Below are 17,918 nucleotides of genomic sequence, written 5' to 3'. Positions count from 1 at the left end.
AAAAGCGCGCCGGATACCTTTTTGCCTGTTTGCGGCGGCTTCGTGCCGCGTCGGAGTTCGCTTGGCCGCCTTGAGCCTTCTGTCGAAGAATTCGCGTCATCGTCGGCTCGCCTTTGCGGGGGCCGGGCTTCTCGTGCTGGGCATCGGCGGCGCGGTGGTCTGGGCGCAGATCGAGGGCGATCGCGGCATTGCGCCGGTCGCCAGCACGGGCGATTTCGAAGTCACCGGGATCGATGTCAACACCACCGGCAAGGATGCCGACGAGGCGCGCATGACCGGCTGGCGGACTGCGACGAGGCTGGCCTGGCAAAAGCTGTGGGCGCAGCGCGGCACGGGAGGCCCGGCGCCGGGGCTCGATGACGGAACGTTGTTGAGCATGGTCTCGGCGGTTTCGATCGAGCACGAAGAGATCGGCCCGCACCGCTATATCGCGCGGCTGGGCATGGTGTTCGACCGCGCCCGCGCGGCGGGCTATCTCGGGCTGCAGGGCGGGGGCGCACGGTCGGCGCCGCTGCTCGTCATTCCCTTGCTCTATCAGGGCGGCGTGGCCAGCGTGTTTGAAACGCGCACGCCCTGGCAAAAGGCCTGGGCCGATTTCCATACCGGCGAAAGCGTGATCGACTATGTCCGCCCCAATGGCGGCGGGGCCGACGGTTTGCTGATCGATGCGGGGCAAGTCGGACGGCGCAGCCGCAACTGGTGGCGATCCATCCTCGACCAGTATGGCGCCGAAGACGTGGTGATCCCGATTGCGCGGCTCGAACGGCAATGGCCGGGCGGGCCGATCAAGGGCACGTTCACCGCGCGCCATGGCCCCGACAACCGTTTTCTCGGCAGTTTCGAACTGACTGCCGACAGCGAGGACAAGCTGCCCGCGATGCTGACCGAAGCGGTCAAGCGGATCGATGCGATCTATGCCCAGGCGCTGGCCGCAGGGCAGCTCGATCCCGATCGATCGCTCAACAGCGCGCCGCAGATCGATCCCAAGCTGATTGCGGGGATCGTCGACAAGATGCCCCCGCCGCAAAACGCGGCCCGCGCGGCCCGCGCGGGCGCGGCGGCGGCTGCCGGTCCCGGTGTTTCCGGGGCGGTGTTCCAGGTTCAGTTCGCCAGCCCCGATGTCGGCGCGGTCGATGCCGCGCAGGCGGCGTTGCGCGCGGTGCCGGGGGTACAGGCCACCGCGACGACCTCGCTGGCGCTTGGCGGCGTTTCGGTCATGCGCGTGACGTATGCGGGCGAGCTTGAAACACTGGCCGCCGCGCTGCGTGCGCAAGGGTGGAAAGTGACGCAAGGGGCGGGCGCGCTGATGATTCGGCGCTGATCCAGGCGTGGCATGACCCAGATTGCGCTTCCTCTCGAATTGCCCGGCGGCGACGAAACGATTGTCGGCGGGCCGTCGTTGCAGCCGGTGTTTGCCGCGCTCCAGGCGAGCGAGGCCTGGCCTTATCATACCGCCGTGCTGAGCGGGCCGCCGCGTTCGGGCAAGAGCCTGATGGCGCGCTGGTTTGCCGCCAGCGGCGCGGGCGAGGCGATCGACGATGCCGACCGGATCGATGAAGTCGCACTGTTTCACCATTGGAACCGCGCGCAGGCCGAAGGACACGCGCTGTTGCTCGTGGCGCGCTATCCGGTGGTCAGCGCGCCCGACAGCACGGGGTGGCACATTGCCCTGCCCGATCTCGCCTCGCGGCTGGGGGCGGCATTGCCGCTGATGATCGGCGCGCCCGACGATGCGCTGTTGCGTGCGCTGCTGGGCGAACATGCGCGGCGGCGCGGGCTGGCGTTGGGCGAGGCGGTGCTCGACTGGCTCTTGCCGCGTATCGAGCGCAGCCATGCCGCGGCCGAGGCGCTGATCATGACGCTCGACCGGCTGTCGCTCGAACGCAAGGCGCCGGTCACGCTGGCGCTGGCGCGCGAGGCGCTGGCCGAGCGGGTTTACGGGCATGGCCATTGGCAACCGAGGCTATTATAACCATATTCCGGCTTTGCGCCGTGTTATGGCGTGCCCGCCATGGGGGCCTTTCATGTTCGAACGCCTGATTGCCTATCTCGATTCGATCCGTGCGCGCGATCCGGCGCCGCGTTCGCGATGGGAAATCCTGCTCTATCCGGGGCTTTGGGCCATGGCGTTTCATCGTCTGGCGCATTGGCTCTACGAAGGCGACTTGTTCTTCCTCGCCCGCGCGGTCAATCATGTCGGGCGCTTTTTTACCGCGATCGACATCCATCCCGGCGCCACGATCGGGCGCCACCTGTTTATCGATCATGGCTTTACCGTGATCGGTGAAACGGCCGAAATCGGCGATAACGTCACGATCTATCAATGCGTTACGCTCGGCGGGACGAATCCGGCCAATGGCGTTGCGGGCAAGCGTCATCCGACGCTGTGCGACAATGTGATCGTCGGTTCGGGGGCGCAGATCCTCGGGCCGATCACGGTCGGCGCGCGGGCGCGGATCGGCGCCAATGCGGTGGTGACCGACGATGTGCCCGAAGGCGCGACGATGATCGGGCTCAAGGCGCGATCGACACTGGTCCCGGCGGAAACCTGGCTCAAGGAATTCCTGCCTTATGGCACGCCCTGCGAAGAGCCGTGCGCGCCGGTGGGCAGCGATCGGCTCGACGCGCTGGAGGCGCAGTTGGCGCAAGTGCAGGCCGAAATCGCCGCGCTGAAACAGCGCCCGGGCGATATGCCCGCGCCGTCGCGGCGGCGGACAAGGTCTTGAGCCGGGTGGCGGGCGGCGACAGTCCCGGCGGGCTCGGCGCGACGATCGTTCCCTTTCCGCGCACCGGCACGGTCCAGATCACGTTTGACCGGGCCGAACTGATGCGCATTCTCGATCTCTACGGGCGGATGGTCGCCGCCGGTCAGTGGCGCGACTATGCGATCACGTTTGACCGCGAGGCGGCGCATTTCAGCGCCTACAAGCGCACGGCCGAACGCCCCACCGCGCGCATCGAGAAACGCCCGGCCTTGCGCGCGCGGCAGGGGATGTGGGCGCTTTATGGCGAGGCGGGGCAAGTGCTCAAGCGCGGGCACGATCTGGCCGGTGTGCTGTCGCCGCTCGAACGCAAACTGCTCAAACTCGTTGCGGATTAGCGCGGCACTCGGTCTGCTGGCGCTGCTTGCCGGATGCGGCTCTGCGCGGGCGCCGCGTCATGATGGTCCGCATGGGACACCGGTCTTGCGCGCGGTCTATCGCGACGCGACGCATCGGCTGCTGATCGTGCTGCCCGATCGGGCGCATCGCGTGCCGCGCGGCGATTGCGCCGCGCCGCTGTTGATCGATGAGGCGACCGGCGCGGCGCGGCAGATCGCGCCCGGCGAGGCCGCGCAATGGATGCGGCAGATGCAATTGACCGGCGCGGTTCAGGGGACGTGCCCCTGAACCGTTGAACCGGGGGGCCTCAGGCTTTTGAGGCCGCCTGCATCGCGGCGAGAATCGCCTGGCTCTGTTCGGAGCCCGACTGCGGCACGAAATCGCCGCTGCGATCGCTGATTCGCGCCCAGTTGGCGGCAAAGCCTTCGACCGTGCGATCCTCGGCGCCGAGGATCAGCGGCGGGTTCATCGTGACATAGGCGCTGTGATAGGCGCCCGCGCCTGCGCCGATGATGGCATTGCTCGGCGCGTCTTCGGATACGAGATAGAGCGCGGCGGGCACGACATTTTCAGGGGCGAACAGCTTGAACGCCTCTTCGGGAAAGATGTCTTCGGTCATGCGCGTCGCCGCGACCGGGGCCAGCGTATTGACGCGGACATTGTATTTCGCGCCTTCGAGATAGAGCGTCTTGGTCAGCCCGGCGAGCCCGAGTTTGGCCGCGCCGTAGTTGGCCTGGCCGAAATTGCCGAACAGCCCGGTCGACGAAGCTGTCATCAGGATGCGGCCATAGTTCTGTTCGCGCATCAGATCCCACACCGCCTTGGTGGCATAGGCCGAACCCAGCAGGTGAACCTTGACCACCAGTTCGAAATCGACCGGGTCCATCTTGGTGAACGTCTTGTCGCGCAGAATGCCGGCGTTGTTGATCAGGACATGGACGCCGCCCCAGGTTTCGCGGGTCTTGGCGACCAGCGCCTGCATCTGTTCGTATTCGGTGACCGAGCTGCCGTCGGCGAACGCTTCGCCGCCTGCGGCCTTGATCTCTTCGACCACTTTGAGCGCGGCGTCGGACGTGCCGGTGCCGTCGCGCGAACCGCCCAGATCGTTGACCACGACTTTGGCCCCGCGCCGCGCCAGTTCGAGCGCATAGGCGCGGCCAAGGCCTCCGCCGGCCCCGGTCACGATCGCCACGCGCCCTTCGAACGAAATGCTCATATCGCCAGTCTCCTGTGCGCTCTTAAGCGCATGTTTAACCGGCGCGGCGATGCCATGACCGGGCTGCCTTGGCAACCTGCTCAGATCAGGCGGTGAACCCAGCCATGGGTGTCGGTCGCTTCGCCGCGCTGGATCGACACCAGCCGCTGGCGCAGCTTTTGCGTCAACTGGCCGGGGCCGCCGCTGCCGATCAGGAATTCACCATTGGTATCGGCGACTTTGCCGACCGGCGTGACCACTGCCGCCGTGCCGCAGGCAAAACTTTCGATCAGATCGCCGCTGGCCGCGTCAGCGCGCCATTGATCCAGCGAATAGCGTTCCTCGCGCACGGTCAGCCCTTCTTCGCGGGCCAGCGCGATCAGGCTGTCGCGGGTGATCCCGGGCAGGATCGTGCCCGACAGCGGGGGCGTGACCAGCGACCCGTCGGATTTGACGAAAAACAGGTTCATCCCGCCCAGTTCCTCGATCCAGCGATGCTCGGCGGCATCGAGGAACAAGACCTGATCATGCCCGCGTGCAAAGGCTTCGGCGGTGGGGACCAGACTTGCGGCATAGTTGCCGCCGCACTTGGCCGCCCCGGTGCCGCCGGGCGCGGCGCGGGTATAGTCGCTGACCCAGATCGACACCGCCGGTGCGCCCGATTTGAAATAGTTGCCCGCCGGGCTGGCGATGACGAGGAATTTGTAGGTCCGCGCCGGCCGCACGCCGAGGAACGCTTCGGACGCGAACATGAACGGGCGCAGATAGAGCGAGCCGCCCTCGACCGTGGGAAACCAGTCGCTGTCGGCACGCACCAGTTGGCGCACGGCTTCGACAAACAGGTCTTCGGGCAATTCGGGCATGGCCAGACGCCGTGCCGAAGCGTTGAAACGCGCGGCGTTCGCCTCTGGCCGGAAGAGGGCAATGCCGCCGTCGGCCAGGCGATAGGCCTTCAGCCCTTCGAAAATTTCCTGGGCATAGTGCAGGACGGCCGCCGCCGGATCGAGCGGGATCGGGCCATAGGGGATCACGCGCGCGCCGTGCCAGCCGTGTTCCGCATCATAGTCGATCTCTACCATGTGGTCGGTAAAGTTCGTGCCGAAGCCGGGGTTGGCCAGGATGGCCGCGCGTTCGTCCACCGGCCGGGGGGCGGGATGCGGGGTGCGGGCAAAGCCTGAAAGGCCGGCGGTCGACGCCATGGGAAATCCTTTTCGCGAAATATGTCCATGCGTCAGGCGAACGGATGGACCGAATCGCAGCTGACGTTGCGCTGCTTTGAATGATTGTTGCGCGCAATGCAATGGTTTTGAAATAAATGGGGGCCTGACATAAATGTGAAGGGCCGCATCCCGGGGGGGGAGCGGCCCTTCGCATGGTCAGCGGCCGGAAGTGCCGCCCACGAAGCCTTTATCGCGTCATCGAAAAATTCAGCGATAATGCCTCGCGTTGCGGAATGCCGACCTCTCTGCTGAACCATGAGACATCGGATCACCTCCTTTCGCGCTGTTGAGCCAGAAACGCCGACCAGGATGATGCACCGTCCGATCGACTGGACCGCCTGAGGCTTTAAAACCCGCCGCGACCTTGAGTCGAAAATGATTCATCCCGGGCCCAACAACAAGACTTGATCTAATTTATTTTGTCGTCAGAATCCATCGCTCGCCCTCGCACGGCGTGCGTTTTCGGGTGAGCTGTTTCAGCCCCGGCAATCCTCCACCACACGGCCGACTTCGGACCACGACGGCAGCACGACCGACGGCAATCCGCCGATTTCGACGCGGAACCGACCCCGGCTGAAGGCCATCGCGTCGAGCATGCGGTGCGCCGACGGCAGGCTGATCGCCAGTGTCGAAACCGCATCGATCGCTTGCGGCTCGGCAACAAAGGTGGCGGTGCTGGTCGATGTGGCAATCGTTGCGGGGCGCGTTGGGGCCTGTTGCGCCTGCGCCGGGTCGGCAGGCAGGGCCACGCGCACCACCCCGGCGGCGCGATCGCACGCCAGAATGGCGATCGGCGGCTGACCGGCCGGGCCAAAGCGCGCTTCGCTGCCGCCGGCGCGCGCGGTCCAGATCCAGTCGCCCGCCGGCAGCGGCAGATCGCGCCAGTCGGGTGTCGTCGACGGGCGGACGGTCGGCACAGGCCGGGGCGCTGTCGCCGCGCGCGGGGGCAGCGGCATCGGCACGGAGGCGGCGGGCGGGGCAGAGGGGCGGCTTTCCCCGGCGCGCGGCGCGGGCCCGCCACAGGCGGCCAGCGTCAGCATGGTCGCCATGATCGGAACGATTTGCGGGAACGCGCGGTTGATCTGCATGGCCTGTCTATGGAAGAGACGGACGATGAGCTCAAGCCGCGAACCCACACCTGCAATTGCCCGTCCCGGCAAGCTGCGCATCGATCAGCTGCTGGTCGAGCGCGGTCTCGTCGAAAGCCGCGCGCGCGCGCAAGCGTTGATCCTGGCCGGGCTGGTGTACCAGGGTGAAACAAAGTTGACCAAGGCGGGGCAGGCCGTTCCCGTCGATGCCGATATTTCGGTGCGCGGGCGCGATCATCCCTGGGTTTCGCGCGGCGGGATCAAGCTGGCGCATGCTCTGGCCCATTTCGCGCTCGATCCCACCGGAGTGGTGGCAATGGACATTGGCAGTTCCACCGGGGGCTTTACCGATGTCCTGTTGCATCACGGCGCGGCCCACGTTTTTGCAGTGGATTCGGGGACAAACCAGCTCGCCTGGAAACTGCGCAATGATCCGCGCGTGACCGTGATGGAACAGACCAGCGCGCGCGTTCTGACGGCACAAATGCTTGATGTTGAGGGGGTTTCTCCGCCGACGTGGGTCGTTTGCGATGCCAGCTTCATCGGTTTGCGCAAAGTGCTCGAAGTGCCGCTGGCGCTTGCTGCGCGGCCGACCCGGCTGGTCGCGCTGATCAAGCCGCAATTCGAAGTCGGGCGCGGCGAAGTGGGCAAGGGCGGCGTGGTGCGAGAGGCCGCGCTGCATGCGCGCGTCTGCGGCGAAGTGCGCGATTGGCTCGAAAACGAAGGCTGGCAGGTCGACGGGGTGATCGAAAGCCCGATTACCGGCCCGGAAGGCAATATCGAGTTTCTGATAGCGGCTGTTCGGTAATGGAGCTTTAGCGCCGTTGCCTTGGCGCGAATGGCCCGTCAATATCCCCCGCGAATCGCCGCCATTGCGCGCCTGACCGCTGGTCGGGGAGCACGGGCGGCCGAACCGCAGGTGCCATGCAACAGATTGCCTCGTCCGCCCAGCTTCGTGCCAGCATCATGCGCTGGGCGTTGTTCACCGTTCCCTTGTGCCTTGGCCTGGGTCTGCTGTCCGGTCGCGCGGCGGGCAGCGGGGCCGACAATCCGTGGTTTGCCCTGCTGGACAAGCCTGCGCTCTATCCGCCTCCGCTTGCATTTCCGATCGTGTGGACCGCGCTTTACGTGCTGATGGGGGTTGCCCTGGCGCTGATCGCGGCGGCCCGCGGGGCGCGCGGCCGCGGCGTGGCGATTGCCGCCTTTGTCGTGCAACTGGCGCTCAATCTGTCGTGGAGCCCGGTGTTTTTCCTCGAACATCGGCTGACGCTGGCGCTGGGCATCATTGTCGCGCTGATTGTGGCGGTTGCGATCACGATCGTGCTGGTGTGGCGCGTGCGCCGCATGGCGGCGGTGCTGTTGCTGCCTTATCTGGCGTGGATCTGCTTTGCCTCGTTTCTCAATCTGCAGCTCGTGCAGCTCAATCCCGGGGCCGATGGTGCAGACGGGTCGGGCGCGGCGGTGCGCGTGCAACTTTAGGGCGTAAACTCGCCTCTTGCCCCGGCGGGCGCCCGGGCCCATCTAGCGGGGGTCATTTTCACCTGCGATAGGGCCACAGATGCAAAGCGAAAACCCGCTGCTTGCCGATTTCGTCAAGCTTCTCAACAGCGCCGCCGGCACCGTTGCCGGCATGGGCCGTGAAGCCGGCGAAACCATGCGCGACCGCGCCAAAGACCTGTTTGGCGGGATGGACTTTGTCAGCCGCGAGGAATTTGACGCGGTCAAGGATCTCGCCGCTTCGGCGCGCGAAGAAGTCGAAGCGTTGAAGGCCCGCATCGCCGACCTGGAAAAGGCAGCCAAGACTGATTGACCGCCAGCCCGATTGACCGTCTCATTCCTCCCTGCCGCAGCGGGGAGGAGTTTGGCGTTACAACCCGATCTTGCGCAGCGCCTGGTCGAGATCGTCGATCACGTCCTGCGGATCTTCGAGCCCGACGTTGAGCCGCAGCATGTTTTCCCCGACGCCCATTTCGGCGCGGGTTTCGGCGCCGACGCCGTGATGCGTCGATGATGCCGGGTGACACATCAGCGAGCGCGAATCGCCGATGTTGTTCGAAATGTCGATCAGGTCGAGCGCGTCGAGCAGGCCATGCGCCTCGGCCCGGCCGCCATCGAGTTCGATCGACAGGATCGACCCGCCGGCCTTCATCTGCTTTTTGGCCAGCGCGTGCTGCGGATGGCTGGGCAGGAAGGGATAGAGCACGCGGGGGACGCGCCGTTCAAGGAATTCGGCGACTTTCAGCGCGTTTTCGCTCTGGCGGAAAATGCGCAGATCGAGCGTTTCGAGGCCTTTCAGGACCACCCAGGCGTTGAACGGGGCAATGTTGGGCCCGGTGTTGCGTTGAAACGGCAGCAGCACGCCATCGATGAATTCGGTCGTGCCGCAGACCGCGCCGGCCAGAACGCGGCCCTGGCCGTCCATCATCTTGGTGGCCGAATAGGCGACCACGTCGGCCCCGAATTCCAGCGGCTTTTGCAGCGCGCTGGTGGCAAAGGCATTGTCGATCACGGTCACGATGCCGTGCTTGCGCGCGAGCGTGCAGATGAATTCGATGTCGACCACATCCATCGTCGGATTGGCCGGGCTTTCGAAAAAGAACACTTTGGTATTGGGGCGGATCGCCGCTTCCCACGCGGCATTGTCGCAGGCGTGGATCGTCGTGCCCGAAACGCCAAAGCGCGGCAGCAGATTGTCGACCAGCCAGCGGCACGATCCGAACGCCGCCTTGGCCGCGACGATATGATCGCCCGCCGAAAGCTGGCACAACAGCGCGGTGGTCATCGCCGCCATGCCGCTCGCCTGCGCGCGGCAGGCTTCGGCCCCTTCGAGCAGCGCGATGCGTTCTTCGAGCATCTGCACGGTCGGATTTTGCAGGCGGGAATATGTCATCCCCTCTTCCTCACCCGCAAAGCGCGCGGCGACAGTCGCCGCATCGTCATACGTATAGCCCGAAGTGAGGAACAGCGCCTCGCTCGTCTCGCCCATTTCCGACCGCCAGGTGCCGCCGCGAACGGCCTGGGTTGCGGGGCGCCATTGGCGCGTGATCGAGCGGTCCTGTCCAGTCGTGCGTTTCATGATGGGGCGCATAATCGAAATGGTGCCTTGGTGCGAGCCGGTTTCGAAGCGCCTTGCCCGGTTTTGCCCTTGCTTGCGTTGCCATTCGCGTCGCCTTTGGCGTATGCGCGGGCGCCAATGGCGATCCCGTCCTTCCTTGATGCCCCTTTGCGGGCCCTGCGCGCCCATGTCCGCGCCTATTTCGGCCAGCCCGACCCGCTGCGGGCGACGGTGCTGATCGTTGCGGCGTTTTTCCTGCTCGGGCTGTGGCGGTTGGGGATCCCGTCAAAGACGATGTTCGATGAAATCCATTATGTCCCGGCGGCGCGGCGGCTGATCGAACTGACGCGGCGGCTCAATCCCGAACACCCCTTGCTCGGCAAGGAAGCGATCGCGATCGGCATCCGCCTGTTTGGCGATCATTCGTTCGGCTGGCGCTTTCCCAATCTCGTGCTGGGCACCATCGGGCTGTTCGCGGGCACGCGCGCGCTGTGGTGGGCTTCGGGGTCGCGGCGCGTTTCGCTGCTGTTTGCGTTTCTGCTGGCGACCGATTTCATCTGGTTCATCCTGTCGCGCATCGCCATGCTCGATATGGCGATGGCCTCGATGATGGCGCTGGGCATGTGGCAATGGGCGCTGTCGGCGCGGCCGCAATGGGCCGATCGGCGCGGCGGGCGGGTCCATCTGATTTGCGCGGGGCTGTTCTTCGGCCTGTCGCTCGGGGGCAAGTGGAACGGGGCGCCGCTGCTCGTTCTGCCCGGCCTGTTGTTCGCCTGGCAGCGCGCCGCCGCGCTCGAGCTGATCCCGCCCCGTTTGATCCCGGGCCGTCGTCCGCGCAGCCTTGGGGCCGTGGTGACGGGGCTGGGGCGGTGGTTGTTTGCGACCCGTGCCGGGCCGGTGCGCGGGGTTTCGCTGGTTGAGGCGGGGCTGTGGCTCGGGCTGTGGCCGCTGGTGGCCTATCTCGCCACGTTTGCGCCCGCGTTCTTCTATCAGGTGCAGCCGATGACCTTTGCCGGGCTGATCCCCTGGCAGCGCTATATGCTGCAATTGCAGGACAGCGTGGTCAAGCCGCACCGCTATATGAGCCGGTGGTGGCAATGGATTTTCAACCTTCGCCCGATCTGGTTTCTCTATGAACATATCGACGGCGAACAACGCGGCATCCTGATGCTGGGCAATCCGGTGTCGATGCTCGTCGGCCTGCCTGCGCTGGCGTGGTGCGCCGTGAAAGGCTGGAAGGGCGAGGCGCTGCCCGCGCTGATCGTCGTGCTCTATGTGCTGAGCCTGATCTTTTGGGCGATCAACGGCAAGCCGGTGCAGTTTTATTATCACTACGAACTCGCGGGCACGTTCCTGATGGCGGCGCTCGCGCTGACGCTGGGGACATGGTGGGACAAAGGCCTCAAATGGCCGGGTAAGACCACGCTTGCGCTGACGGCGGTCGTGTTCATCGGCTTTTACCCGATCATCTCTGCCGCGCCGCTGCCCGGCAAGAAAAGCTATGTCGATTACATGTGGCTGAAAAGCTGGCGTTGACGGCGGGGGCATTGCGGGCGCATATCACTCCTGATGTCTGAAACATCAGGATGTATGTATGATCATCGCTGCGCAGATTCGGGCGGCGCGTGCCCTGCTGGGAATTGACCAGCGCCAGTTGGCCGAAATGGCCGGGGTCTCGCTGCCCACCATTCAACGGATGGAAGCGGCAAGCGGCGAAGTGCGCGGCACGGTGGACAAACTGATGAAGCTGATTCGCGCGCTTGAAGCTGCGGGAATCGAGATTCTGGGCGAACATGCCCCTTCGGCGGGCATAGGGCGCGGGGTGCGCCTGCGCGAGACGCAAGGGGGCGCGGTTCCGGCGCGCCAGACTTCGGCCTTGCTCGATCAGCCGCCATTGCAGGAGAGCGAATGATGCGTATCCCTCCGGCTTTCACGCCCAAACTGGTGACCGCCTTGCGCGAAGGCTATGGCCCCGCGCGGCTGCGCGCCGATCTGGTGGCCGGGCTGACCGTGGCGATCGTCGCGCTGCCGCTGTCGATGGCACTGGGCATTGCCAGCGGCGCATCGCCCGACAAGGGGCTGGTGACGGCGATCGTTGCCGGTTTCGTGATTTCGCTGCTTGGCGGCAGCCGGGTGCAAGTGGGCGGTCCGACCGGTGCCTTCGTCGTGGTCATCGCGGGCGTGATCGCGCGCCATGGTTATGACGGCCTGCTCGCGGCGACTTTGATGGCAGGCGTGATCCTGATCGTGGCGGGCTACGCCGGGGTCGGGCGCTTGATGCGCTATGTGCCGATGCCGGTGGTGACGGGATTTACCGCCGGGATCGCGGTGATCATCGCATCGGGCGAAGTGGGCGATTTTCTCGGGCTGCAGGCAGGTAAGGTGCCGGCGGAATTCATCGGCAAATGGAGCGCCTATATCGGAGCGATGGGCACGGTTTCATGGGCCACGGTCGCGGTCGGCGCGGGCACGCTGGGGCTGATTCTGGTCTTGCGCCGGATCAATCCGCGCTTGCCGGGATACCTGATCGCGATTGTCGCGGCGGGGGCGGCGGTCGCCTTGCTGCATCTGCCGGTGGAAACCGTCGGGCATCGCTTTCCCGCCATGCCGACCAGCCTGCCCGGGCCGCATGTTCCCGCCCTGAGCCTTGATGTCTTGCGCGATGTCCTGCCTTCGGCGTTCACGATTGCCTTTCTGGCGGGGATCGAGGCCTTGCTGTCGGCGGTCGTGGCGGATGGGATGACCGGGTTTCGCCATCGATCGGGGCAGGAACTGGTGGGGCAGGGTGTGGCCAATATCGCTTCGGCGCTGTTTGGCGGCTTGCCCGCGACGGGGGCGATCGCGCGCACGGCGACCAATATCCGCGCCGGGGCGCAGACCCCGGTGGCGGGCATGGCGCATGCGCTGTTTCTGCTGGCGATCCTGCTCGTGGCGGGGCGACTGGTGGCGTTTGTGCCGATGCCCGCGCTGGCCGCGATCCTGCTGATCGTTGCCTGGGGGATGAGCGAGATCGAACGCTTTCGCGCGCTCCTGCGCATGGCGGTGGGCGAACGCGCGCTGTTGCTGTTGACCTTTGGGTTGACAGTGTTTGTCGACCTGACGGTGGCGATCGGCGTCGGGGTAACGCTCGCCTCGCTGCTGTTCATGGCGCGGATGAGCGAAGCGACCGGGGTGCTCGACGAAGACGACAGCGTCGAAGACCCGACGCAGCGCGCCGCCCTCCCCGCCGGCGTCGAAGTGTTCCGCATCGCCGGGCCGCTGTTCTTTGGCGCGGCGGGCCAGATGCTCGAAGCGCTCGGCCGCATCGGACGCACGCCGAAAGTGGTGATCCTGCGGCTGGACCGGGTGCCGTTCATCGATTCCTCGGGCATTCACGTCCTCGAAACAGTGGTGCGCCTTGCCCGCGAGCGCGGCGCCCGCGTGATCTTGTGCGATATGCCGCGCCCGGTCTGGGAAATGCTCGCCCGGACGCATCCGCGCTTTGCCGGGGCCGAGCGGGTGAGCACGCTGGCGGCGGCGATCAGGCGGGCAGGGGCGGGCAGGTGATGGGGCGGCTTTCATCAATTTGCCGCAATTCAATGCGTAATTTCCGATGCTTCAGGTCACCGACGATCAGGCTCATACCGAGCCGATGACGGGTCGGAGCGCCCTTTGGTCCGGCCTGTAAGCACAAGGGTTTCCGCGATGAATGCGATCACGCCAAAGCCGACGATGAAAGCTCTGGTCTATCATGGGCCGGGCAAGAAGTCCTTTGAAGACCACGCCATGCCGGTAATCGCCGCGCCCGGCGATGCCATCGTCAGGATCACCCGGACGACCATTTGCGGCACCGACCTGCATATCCTCAAAGGCGATTTGCCGAGTTGCACGCCGGGGCGCATTCTCGGCCATGAAGGCGTCGGCGTGATTGACAGCGTCGGCCCTGCGGTGACCGCCTTCAAGCCCGGCGACCGGGTCTTGATCTCGTGCGTCAGCGCCTGCGGAAAGTGTGAATTTTGCCGCAAGGGCATGTTTTCGCATTGCACCACCGGCGGCTGGATTCTGGGCAACACCATCGACGGCACACAGGCGGAATTCGTGCGCATTCCTCATGCCGATACCAGCCTCTACCCGATTCCCGAAGGCGCCGATGAAGAGGCGCTGGTGATGCTGAGCGACATTTTGCCCACCGGCTTTGAATGCGGTGTGCTCAACGGCAAAGTGCAGCCCGGATCGAGTGTGGCGATTGTCGGCTCGGGCCCGATCGGGCTTGCCGCGCTGCTGACCGCGCAGTTCTATTCTCCGGCTGCGATCATCATGATCGATCTCGATGACAGCCGCCTCGAAGTCGCCCGGCGCTTTGGCGCGACGCACACCATCAACAGTTCCGACGGCAAAGCGGTCGAGGCACTGATGGCGCTGACCGAAGGGCGGGGCGCCGATACCGCGATCGAGGCGGTCGGCATTCCCGCCACGTTCGAACTGTGCGAGCAGATCGTGGCTGCCGGTGGCATCATCGCCAACATCGGCGTCCATGGCGTGCCCGCAACGCTGCATCTCGAACGGCTGTGGGATCGCAACATTGCGATTACCACACGGCTGGTCGATACTGCCAGCACGCCGATGCTGCTCAAGGTGGTCAAGGCGGCAAAGATCGACCCGACGCGGTTGATCACGCACCGCTTCAAGCTCGACGCCATTCTCGAAGCCTATGAGACGTTTGGCAACGCCGCCAAGACCAAGGCGCTCAAGGTCATCATCGAAGCCTGATCCGGCCCTCCCGATACACACCACGAAAAAGGGGGCCTTTCGCGGGCCCCCTTTGACTATTCGGAGATGGTGGCCGTGCGATCAGCCGTATTTGCCCCAGACGAACTTGCTCGACAGCGCAAAGTTCCACACCGAGGCGATGACGATGCCGACGAGCACGGCGACCACGTCGTTGACGTGCATGCGCTTCAAGGCGTCGGCGCTGGCGATGTTGGCAAGGATGCCCGCCGAGCAGGTCAGGCCGAATTTGGCCCAGCCCTTGATCAGCGGAAACAGCCCGCGCAGCCGCTTGTCGGCATATGTCAGTTCGTTGTTGAGCACGAAGTTGAACGTCATCGCGGCAAAGGCGGCGATGGTGTTGGCGATCGTGAACGTGGTTTCGCCCACGGCCCAGTGACCATAGACGAAACGTTCGCGCAGGATCACGCTGAGCACCAGCCACAGCACGGCAAACTGGACCAGCACGCCGAGCGCGCCGACCGTGCCGAACAGGGCAAAGCGGGTGGGAATGATGCGGCCGAGCCACTTGTCATAGAGGCCGATAAGGAATTCAAACACGACCGTTCTGTCCAGTTTGGATTCGCCGTCCATGCGGGCCGCGAAGTTGAGAGGGAATTCCTTGACCCGCAGCGGTCTGTCGACCGTGGCGAGGATATCGAGCAGGATCTTGAACCCCACGCCCGACAGGCGATGGGCATCGGCGCGCAGCGTCGTCCCGTGCAGCATGAAATAGCCGCTCATCGGGTCGGACAGATCGACCCCGGTCACCCGGCGCGCGATGGCATTGGCGATCCCCGAGGCCTTTACCCGGTCGGGGCGGCCCCACGCCTCGGTGCTGGCACCTTCGGCAAAGCGCGAGGCATAGGCAACATCGTAATCGCCGCTGGTCAGCGCCTCATACATCTGCGGCAAGAGCACGGGATCGTGCTGACCATCGGCGTCCATCACCGCGACGATCGGCGCGGCGCTGGCGCACATCCCTTCGATCGCGGCGGACGCGAGCCCGCGACGACCGATTCGTTCGATCACGCGGATACGCGGATCTTCGCGCGCAATCGTCCGCGCCACGTCGGCCGTGCCGTCGGGGCTGTTGTCGTCGACGAAGATCGCTTCCCAGGCATAGCCTTGCAGCGCCGCGTCGAGACGCTCGACCATGCGCGCGATGTTCGCGCGTTCGTTATAGGTGGGCAGAATGACAGAAAGTTGTAGCATTGCCCGGCCGCTTACAACCTTGCGAGCACGGCGTCACCAATTTCCGCAGTGCCGCTTGATCCGCCAAGGTCCCGTCCGAGGACACCGTCATTGAGCGCAGAGGCCACTGCGGCCTCGATCCGGTCTGCCGCATCGGCCAGACCCAGCGAATGACGCAACAGCATGGCCGCCGACAGGATCGTCGCCATCGGGTTGGCCAGGCCCTTGCCCGCGATGTCGGGCGCGGAGCCGTGGATCGGCTCGTAAAGGCCGAATGTGCCGTAATCGGTCTGCCGCTCGCCGAGCGAGGCCGACGCGAGCAGCCCGATCGAGCCGACGCACATGCTCGCCTGATCCGACAGGATGTCGCCAAACAGATTGCCGGTCAGCACCACGTCGAAATGACCCGGATTGCGCACGAGCTGCATGGCGGCGTTGTCGACATACATGTGTTCGAGCGTGACTTCGGGGTATTCGCGCGCCACGTCGATCACCGTGTCGCGCCACAATTGCGAGGTTTCGAGCACATTGGCCTTGTCCACCGAGCAGAGCCGGCGCTTGCGGCCCATCGCGGTGCGGAACGCGACATGCGCGATGCGCTGCACTTCGGACGTGCTGTAGCTCATCACGTCATAGCCTTCGCGCTCGCCCGCGGCATTGGTGCGAAAGCCCTTTTCGCCGAAATAGACATCGCCGTTGAGTTCGCGCACGATGACGAGGTCGATCTGGCGGGCGATTTCGGGGCGCAGCGCGGAATGGTCTTCGAGACCTGTGAAAACCCGCGCCGGGCGCAAGTTGGCAAACAGCGTCAGGGCCTTGCGCAGGCCGAGAATCGCCTGTTCGGGGCGCAAATGCCGTTCGAGCGCATCGCACGAGGGATCGCCCACCGCGCCAAACAGGATCGCGTCGGAAGCTTGCGCCAGCGCCAGCGTTTCCGGCGGCAGGGGATGGCCCGATGCCTTGTAGGCCGCGCCGCCGACCGGAGCTTCGGCCAGAGCAATGCCGAGATCCAGGGCTTCGATCACGCGCACGGCTTCGTGCGTTACTTCCGGGCCGATTCCGTCGCCCGGCAACACCGCAATTTTCATCAGATCCTCGATCGTCTCGCGGTACGAACCGCCAAAGCGATCCCTTTGCCTTGGGTCCGGGGCGGGGTCAATGAAAGCCTTTGGCTATCGGCTTGCGTCGATTCGGTGCAGTCGGTCGATCAATTGCGCGCGCGCGGCCATGACCTGATGCTGCGCGCGGCTGGTCAACAGGCGGGCGCCGATCGTGGTGCCCTGACGGTCGAGCCGGGCGAGCAGGTCGGGCCAGCTTTCTTCGGCCGGCGGCATCGGCGCGGTGCCATAGCCGACCTCGCGCAAGAGCAGCGCTTCATATCCGGCAAGCACCCGCGCCCAGCCGCGCGCCGACGGGGCATGGCAGATCGCATCGAGCGCGGCGCCGAGCGCGGCGTGGATGGCCGGGTAGGGATGGCTTTCGGGCAGCGTCGCGGCGGCCAGCGCGGTGGTCCAGCCGATTCCGGCGGCGGGCAGCGGTTCGCCCAGCCAGGGCGCGCGGCTGGCGACCAGTTCAACCCTTGCCGCCTGCAACTGGCTGTTGCCGCGCGCGCGCAGTTCGATCGCCAGCGTATTGCCCGGGATCAGCACGGGGCGCAGTTCCCGCCCGCGTGCGCCGGAAACATAGGCGGCGACGAGGCCGTGTTCGGCGGTCAGCACGCGGATCACCGCGCCATGTTCGCCATGCGGGCGCGCAGCACAAAGCAGGGCATCGGCACGGATCAGCATCGCGATACCATAACCGCCGGGGCGGTACGGGGAAAGCGCGGTATTTATTTGCCGTGCTGATCGGAGGTTGGGCCAAAAGAGCGTTGGAACGCGCGACGATGTGCGTTAGCCTTTACCCATGAAGCAGCTTTTTCAGCATGCCGCGATGACGGATGGCGTGACCGTGCGTGTCGCGGTCAATTTTCTGCCCGAACAGTCGCGGGTCGACGCGGGGAAGTGGTTCTGGGTCTATCACATCCGCATCGAGAACGATTCGGACGAAGAGATTCAATTGCTGACCCGGCATTGGCGGATCACCGACGGGCGCGGTGTGGTCAATTATGTCGACGGCGAAGGCGTTGTCGGCGAACAGCCGTTTCTGGCCCCCGGGCAGAGCCATGACTATGTCTCGGGCTGCCCGCTCGGCACGCCGCATGGCAGCATGGAAGGGCACTACACCATGCGACGCGGCGACGGGTCTCACTTTGAAGTGGCGATTCCCTTCTTTCCGCTGGCAGCTTCCGCTCCTGCGGGGTGACCGGCGCGCGCGCTT

20 protein-coding genes are annotated in these 17,918 nt (G+C 65.5%); 13 read left to right on the top strand and 7 right to left on the bottom strand.

The window, feature by feature from the left end; translation table 11 throughout:
• Positions 1–61 precede the first annotated feature (61 nt).
• Genes AQZ50_RS02215 through AQZ50_RS02195 form a run of 5 tightly spaced genes read left to right on the top strand, consistent with a single transcriptional unit; the run spans position 62 to position 3,389 of the window.
• Complete coding sequence (locus tag AQZ50_RS02215; protein ID WP_231730066.1) at positions 62–1,321, top strand: heavy-metal-associated domain-containing protein; 1,260 nt, start codon at positions 62–64, stop codon at positions 1,319–1,321.
• A gap of 12 nt (positions 1,322–1,333) precedes the next feature.
• Positions 1,334–1,972, top strand: a complete 639-nt coding sequence (locus AQZ50_RS02210) for an HdaA/DnaA family protein (RefSeq protein WP_067741877.1) — start codon at positions 1,334–1,336, stop codon at positions 1,970–1,972.
• A 52-nt stretch (positions 1,973–2,024) separates the two neighbouring features.
• Entirely contained in the window at positions 2,025–2,726 is a 702-nt protein-coding gene (gene epsC / locus AQZ50_RS02205) for a serine O-acetyltransferase EpsC (RefSeq protein ID WP_067741874.1), read from the top strand.
• A gap of 44 nt (positions 2,727–2,770) precedes the next feature.
• The gene (locus tag AQZ50_RS02200) at positions 2,771–3,100 is read left to right on the top strand and encodes a DUF2794 domain-containing protein (protein WP_067742417.1); all 330 of its coding nucleotides are present in this window, start codon (positions 2,771–2,773) and stop codon (positions 3,098–3,100) included.
• On the top strand, positions 3,090–3,389 hold the full coding sequence (locus AQZ50_RS02195; protein WP_197412353.1) for a hypothetical protein: 300 nt from the start codon (positions 3,090–3,092) through the stop codon (positions 3,387–3,389). The genes AQZ50_RS02200 and AQZ50_RS02195 overlap by 11 nt, the downstream gene beginning before the upstream one ends.
• A gap of 19 nt (positions 3,390–3,408) precedes the next feature.
• Here AQZ50_RS02195 and AQZ50_RS02190 read toward each other — a convergent pair whose 3' ends face one another.
• The 3 genes from AQZ50_RS02190 to AQZ50_RS02180 form a co-directional block, all read right to left on the bottom strand.
• Entirely contained in the window at positions 3,409–4,317 is a 909-nt protein-coding gene (locus AQZ50_RS02190) for an SDR family NAD(P)-dependent oxidoreductase (protein ID WP_067741873.1), read from the bottom strand.
• Between the two features lie 80 nt (positions 4,318–4,397).
• Complete coding sequence (locus AQZ50_RS02185) at positions 4,398–5,495, bottom strand: branched-chain amino acid aminotransferase (RefSeq protein ID WP_067741871.1); 1,098 nt, start codon at positions 5,493–5,495, stop codon at positions 4,398–4,400.
• 497 nt (positions 5,496–5,992) lie between these two features.
• A complete protein-coding gene (locus AQZ50_RS02180; protein WP_067741869.1) occupies positions 5,993–6,604 on the bottom strand; it encodes a hypothetical protein in 612 nt (203 codons plus the stop codon).
• A 25-nt stretch (positions 6,605–6,629) separates the two neighbouring features.
• On the opposite strand from AQZ50_RS02180, the gene AQZ50_RS02175 reads away from it, so the two are divergent.
• From AQZ50_RS02175 to AQZ50_RS02165, 3 genes are all read left to right on the top strand, one after another.
• Positions 6,630–7,412, top strand: coding sequence for a TlyA family RNA methyltransferase (locus tag AQZ50_RS02175; protein WP_067741866.1), 783 nt, complete (start codon positions 6,630–6,632; stop codon positions 7,410–7,412).
• Positions 7,413–7,528: 116 nt separating this feature from the next.
• Positions 7,529–8,083: a TspO/MBR family protein gene (locus tag AQZ50_RS02170; RefSeq protein ID WP_067741863.1), complete on the top strand. Its 555-nt coding sequence runs from the start codon at positions 7,529–7,531 to the stop codon at positions 8,081–8,083.
• Between the two features lie 79 nt (positions 8,084–8,162).
• Complete coding sequence (locus AQZ50_RS02165; protein WP_067741860.1) at positions 8,163–8,414, top strand: accessory factor UbiK family protein; 252 nt, start codon at positions 8,163–8,165, stop codon at positions 8,412–8,414.
• Between the two features lie 57 nt (positions 8,415–8,471).
• On the opposite strand, the gene AQZ50_RS02160 is transcribed toward AQZ50_RS02165, so the two are convergent.
• On the bottom strand, positions 8,472–9,680 hold the full coding sequence (locus AQZ50_RS02160) for a trans-sulfuration enzyme family protein (RefSeq protein ID WP_067742411.1): 1,209 nt from the start codon (positions 9,678–9,680) through the stop codon (positions 8,472–8,474).
• A 117-nt stretch (positions 9,681–9,797) separates the two neighbouring features.
• On the opposite strand from AQZ50_RS02160, the gene AQZ50_RS02155 reads away from it, so the two are divergent.
• The 4 genes from AQZ50_RS02155 (at position 9,798) to AQZ50_RS02140 (ending at position 14,408) form a co-directional block, all read left to right on the top strand.
• Positions 9,798–11,195 carry a phospholipid carrier-dependent glycosyltransferase gene (locus AQZ50_RS02155; RefSeq protein WP_067741858.1) on the top strand — a complete coding sequence of 466 codons (1,398 nt, stop codon included), beginning with the start codon at positions 9,798–9,800 and terminating at the stop codon, positions 11,193–11,195.
• A gap of 58 nt (positions 11,196–11,253) precedes the next feature.
• Positions 11,254–11,571: a helix-turn-helix domain-containing protein gene (locus AQZ50_RS02150; protein WP_067741855.1), complete on the top strand. Its 318-nt coding sequence runs from the start codon at positions 11,254–11,256 to the stop codon at positions 11,569–11,571.
• Positions 11,571–13,205 carry a SulP family inorganic anion transporter gene (locus AQZ50_RS02145; RefSeq protein WP_082703374.1) on the top strand — a complete coding sequence of 545 codons (1,635 nt, stop codon included), beginning with the start codon at positions 11,571–11,573 and terminating at the stop codon, positions 13,203–13,205. Before AQZ50_RS02150 ends, AQZ50_RS02145 begins: the two co-directional genes overlap by 1 nt.
• Positions 13,206–13,343: 138 nt before the next feature.
• Positions 13,344–14,408 carry a zinc-dependent alcohol dehydrogenase family protein gene (locus AQZ50_RS02140; RefSeq protein ID WP_231730065.1) on the top strand — a complete coding sequence of 355 codons (1,065 nt, stop codon included), beginning with the start codon at positions 13,344–13,346 and terminating at the stop codon, positions 14,406–14,408.
• Positions 14,409–14,489: 81 nt separating this feature from the next.
• Here AQZ50_RS02140 and AQZ50_RS02135 read toward each other — a convergent pair whose 3' ends face one another.
• From AQZ50_RS02135 to AQZ50_RS02125, 3 genes are all read right to left on the bottom strand, one after another.
• Positions 14,490–15,620, bottom strand: coding sequence for a glycosyltransferase (locus tag AQZ50_RS02135; protein WP_067741849.1), 1,131 nt, complete (start codon positions 15,618–15,620; stop codon positions 14,490–14,492).
• 11 nt (positions 15,621–15,631) lie between these two features.
• Positions 15,632–16,687, bottom strand: a complete 1,056-nt coding sequence (leuB, locus tag AQZ50_RS02130; protein ID WP_067741846.1) for a 3-isopropylmalate dehydrogenase — start codon at positions 16,685–16,687, stop codon at positions 15,632–15,634.
• Between the two features lie 84 nt (positions 16,688–16,771).
• Positions 16,772–17,386, bottom strand: a complete 615-nt coding sequence (locus tag AQZ50_RS02125; RefSeq protein WP_067741843.1) for a DNA repair protein RecO — start codon at positions 17,384–17,386, stop codon at positions 16,772–16,774.
• A 118-nt stretch (positions 17,387–17,504) separates the two neighbouring features.
• Here AQZ50_RS02125 and apaG point away from each other — a divergent pair, with 118 nt between their 5' ends.
• Positions 17,505–17,903, top strand: coding sequence for a Co2+/Mg2+ efflux protein ApaG (gene apaG / locus AQZ50_RS02120; RefSeq protein WP_067741840.1), 399 nt, complete (start codon positions 17,505–17,507; stop codon positions 17,901–17,903).
• Positions 17,904–17,918 lie beyond the last annotated feature (15 nt).

Source organism: Novosphingobium sp. Fuku2-ISO-50, assembly GCF_001519055.1.
Classification (GTDB): domain Bacteria; phylum Pseudomonadota; class Alphaproteobacteria; order Sphingomonadales; family Sphingomonadaceae; genus Novosphingobium.
The sequence above is the reverse complement of the archived record's forward strand: the minus strand, read 5'-3'. Positions and strand labels throughout refer to the sequence as shown.

Bases quoted from the DNA above. Each gene is read 5' to 3' on its own strand.
- AQZ50_RS02185 (WP_067741871.1), bottom strand. From the start codon at position 5,495: ATGGCGTCGACCGCCGGCCTTTCAGGCTTTGCCCGCACCCCGCATCCC.
- epsC (WP_067741874.1), top strand. From the start codon at position 2,025: ATGTTCGAACGCCTGATTGCCTATCTCGATTCGATCCGTGCGCGCGAT.
- AQZ50_RS02140 (WP_231730065.1), top strand. From the start codon at position 13,344: ATGAATGCGATCACGCCAAAGCCGACGATGAAAGCTCTGGTCTATCAT.
- leuB (WP_067741846.1), bottom strand. From the start codon at position 16,687: ATGAAAATTGCGGTGTTGCCGGGCGACGGAATCGGCCCGGAAGTAACG.
- AQZ50_RS02180 (WP_067741869.1), bottom strand. From the start codon at position 6,604: ATGCAGATCAACCGCGCGTTCCCGCAAATCGTTCCGATCATGGCGACC.
- AQZ50_RS02155 (WP_067741858.1), top strand. From the start codon at position 9,798: ATGGCGATCCCGTCCTTCCTTGATGCCCCTTTGCGGGCCCTGCGCGCC.
- AQZ50_RS02125 (WP_067741843.1), bottom strand. From the start codon at position 17,386: ATGCTGATCCGTGCCGATGCCCTGCTTTGTGCTGCGCGCCCGCATGGC.
- AQZ50_RS02210 (WP_067741877.1), top strand. From the start codon at position 1,334: ATGACCCAGATTGCGCTTCCTCTCGAATTGCCCGGCGGCGACGAAACG.
- apaG (WP_067741840.1), top strand. From the start codon at position 17,505: ATGAAGCAGCTTTTTCAGCATGCCGCGATGACGGATGGCGTGACCGTG.
- AQZ50_RS02145 (WP_082703374.1), top strand. From the start codon at position 11,571: ATGCGTATCCCTCCGGCTTTCACGCCCAAACTGGTGACCGCCTTGCGC.
- AQZ50_RS02150 (WP_067741855.1), top strand. From the start codon at position 11,254: ATGATCATCGCTGCGCAGATTCGGGCGGCGCGTGCCCTGCTGGGAATT.
- AQZ50_RS02135 (WP_067741849.1), bottom strand. From the start codon at position 15,620: ATGCTACAACTTTCTGTCATTCTGCCCACCTATAACGAACGCGCGAAC.
- AQZ50_RS02170 (WP_067741863.1), top strand. From the start codon at position 7,529: ATGCAACAGATTGCCTCGTCCGCCCAGCTTCGTGCCAGCATCATGCGC.
- AQZ50_RS02190 (WP_067741873.1), bottom strand. From the start codon at position 4,317: ATGAGCATTTCGTTCGAAGGGCGCGTGGCGATCGTGACCGGGGCCGGC.
- AQZ50_RS02165 (WP_067741860.1), top strand. From the start codon at position 8,163: ATGCAAAGCGAAAACCCGCTGCTTGCCGATTTCGTCAAGCTTCTCAAC.
- AQZ50_RS02160 (WP_067742411.1), bottom strand. From the start codon at position 9,680: ATGAAACGCACGACTGGACAGGACCGCTCGATCACGCGCCAATGGCGC.
- AQZ50_RS02175 (WP_067741866.1), top strand. From the start codon at position 6,630: ATGAGCTCAAGCCGCGAACCCACACCTGCAATTGCCCGTCCCGGCAAG.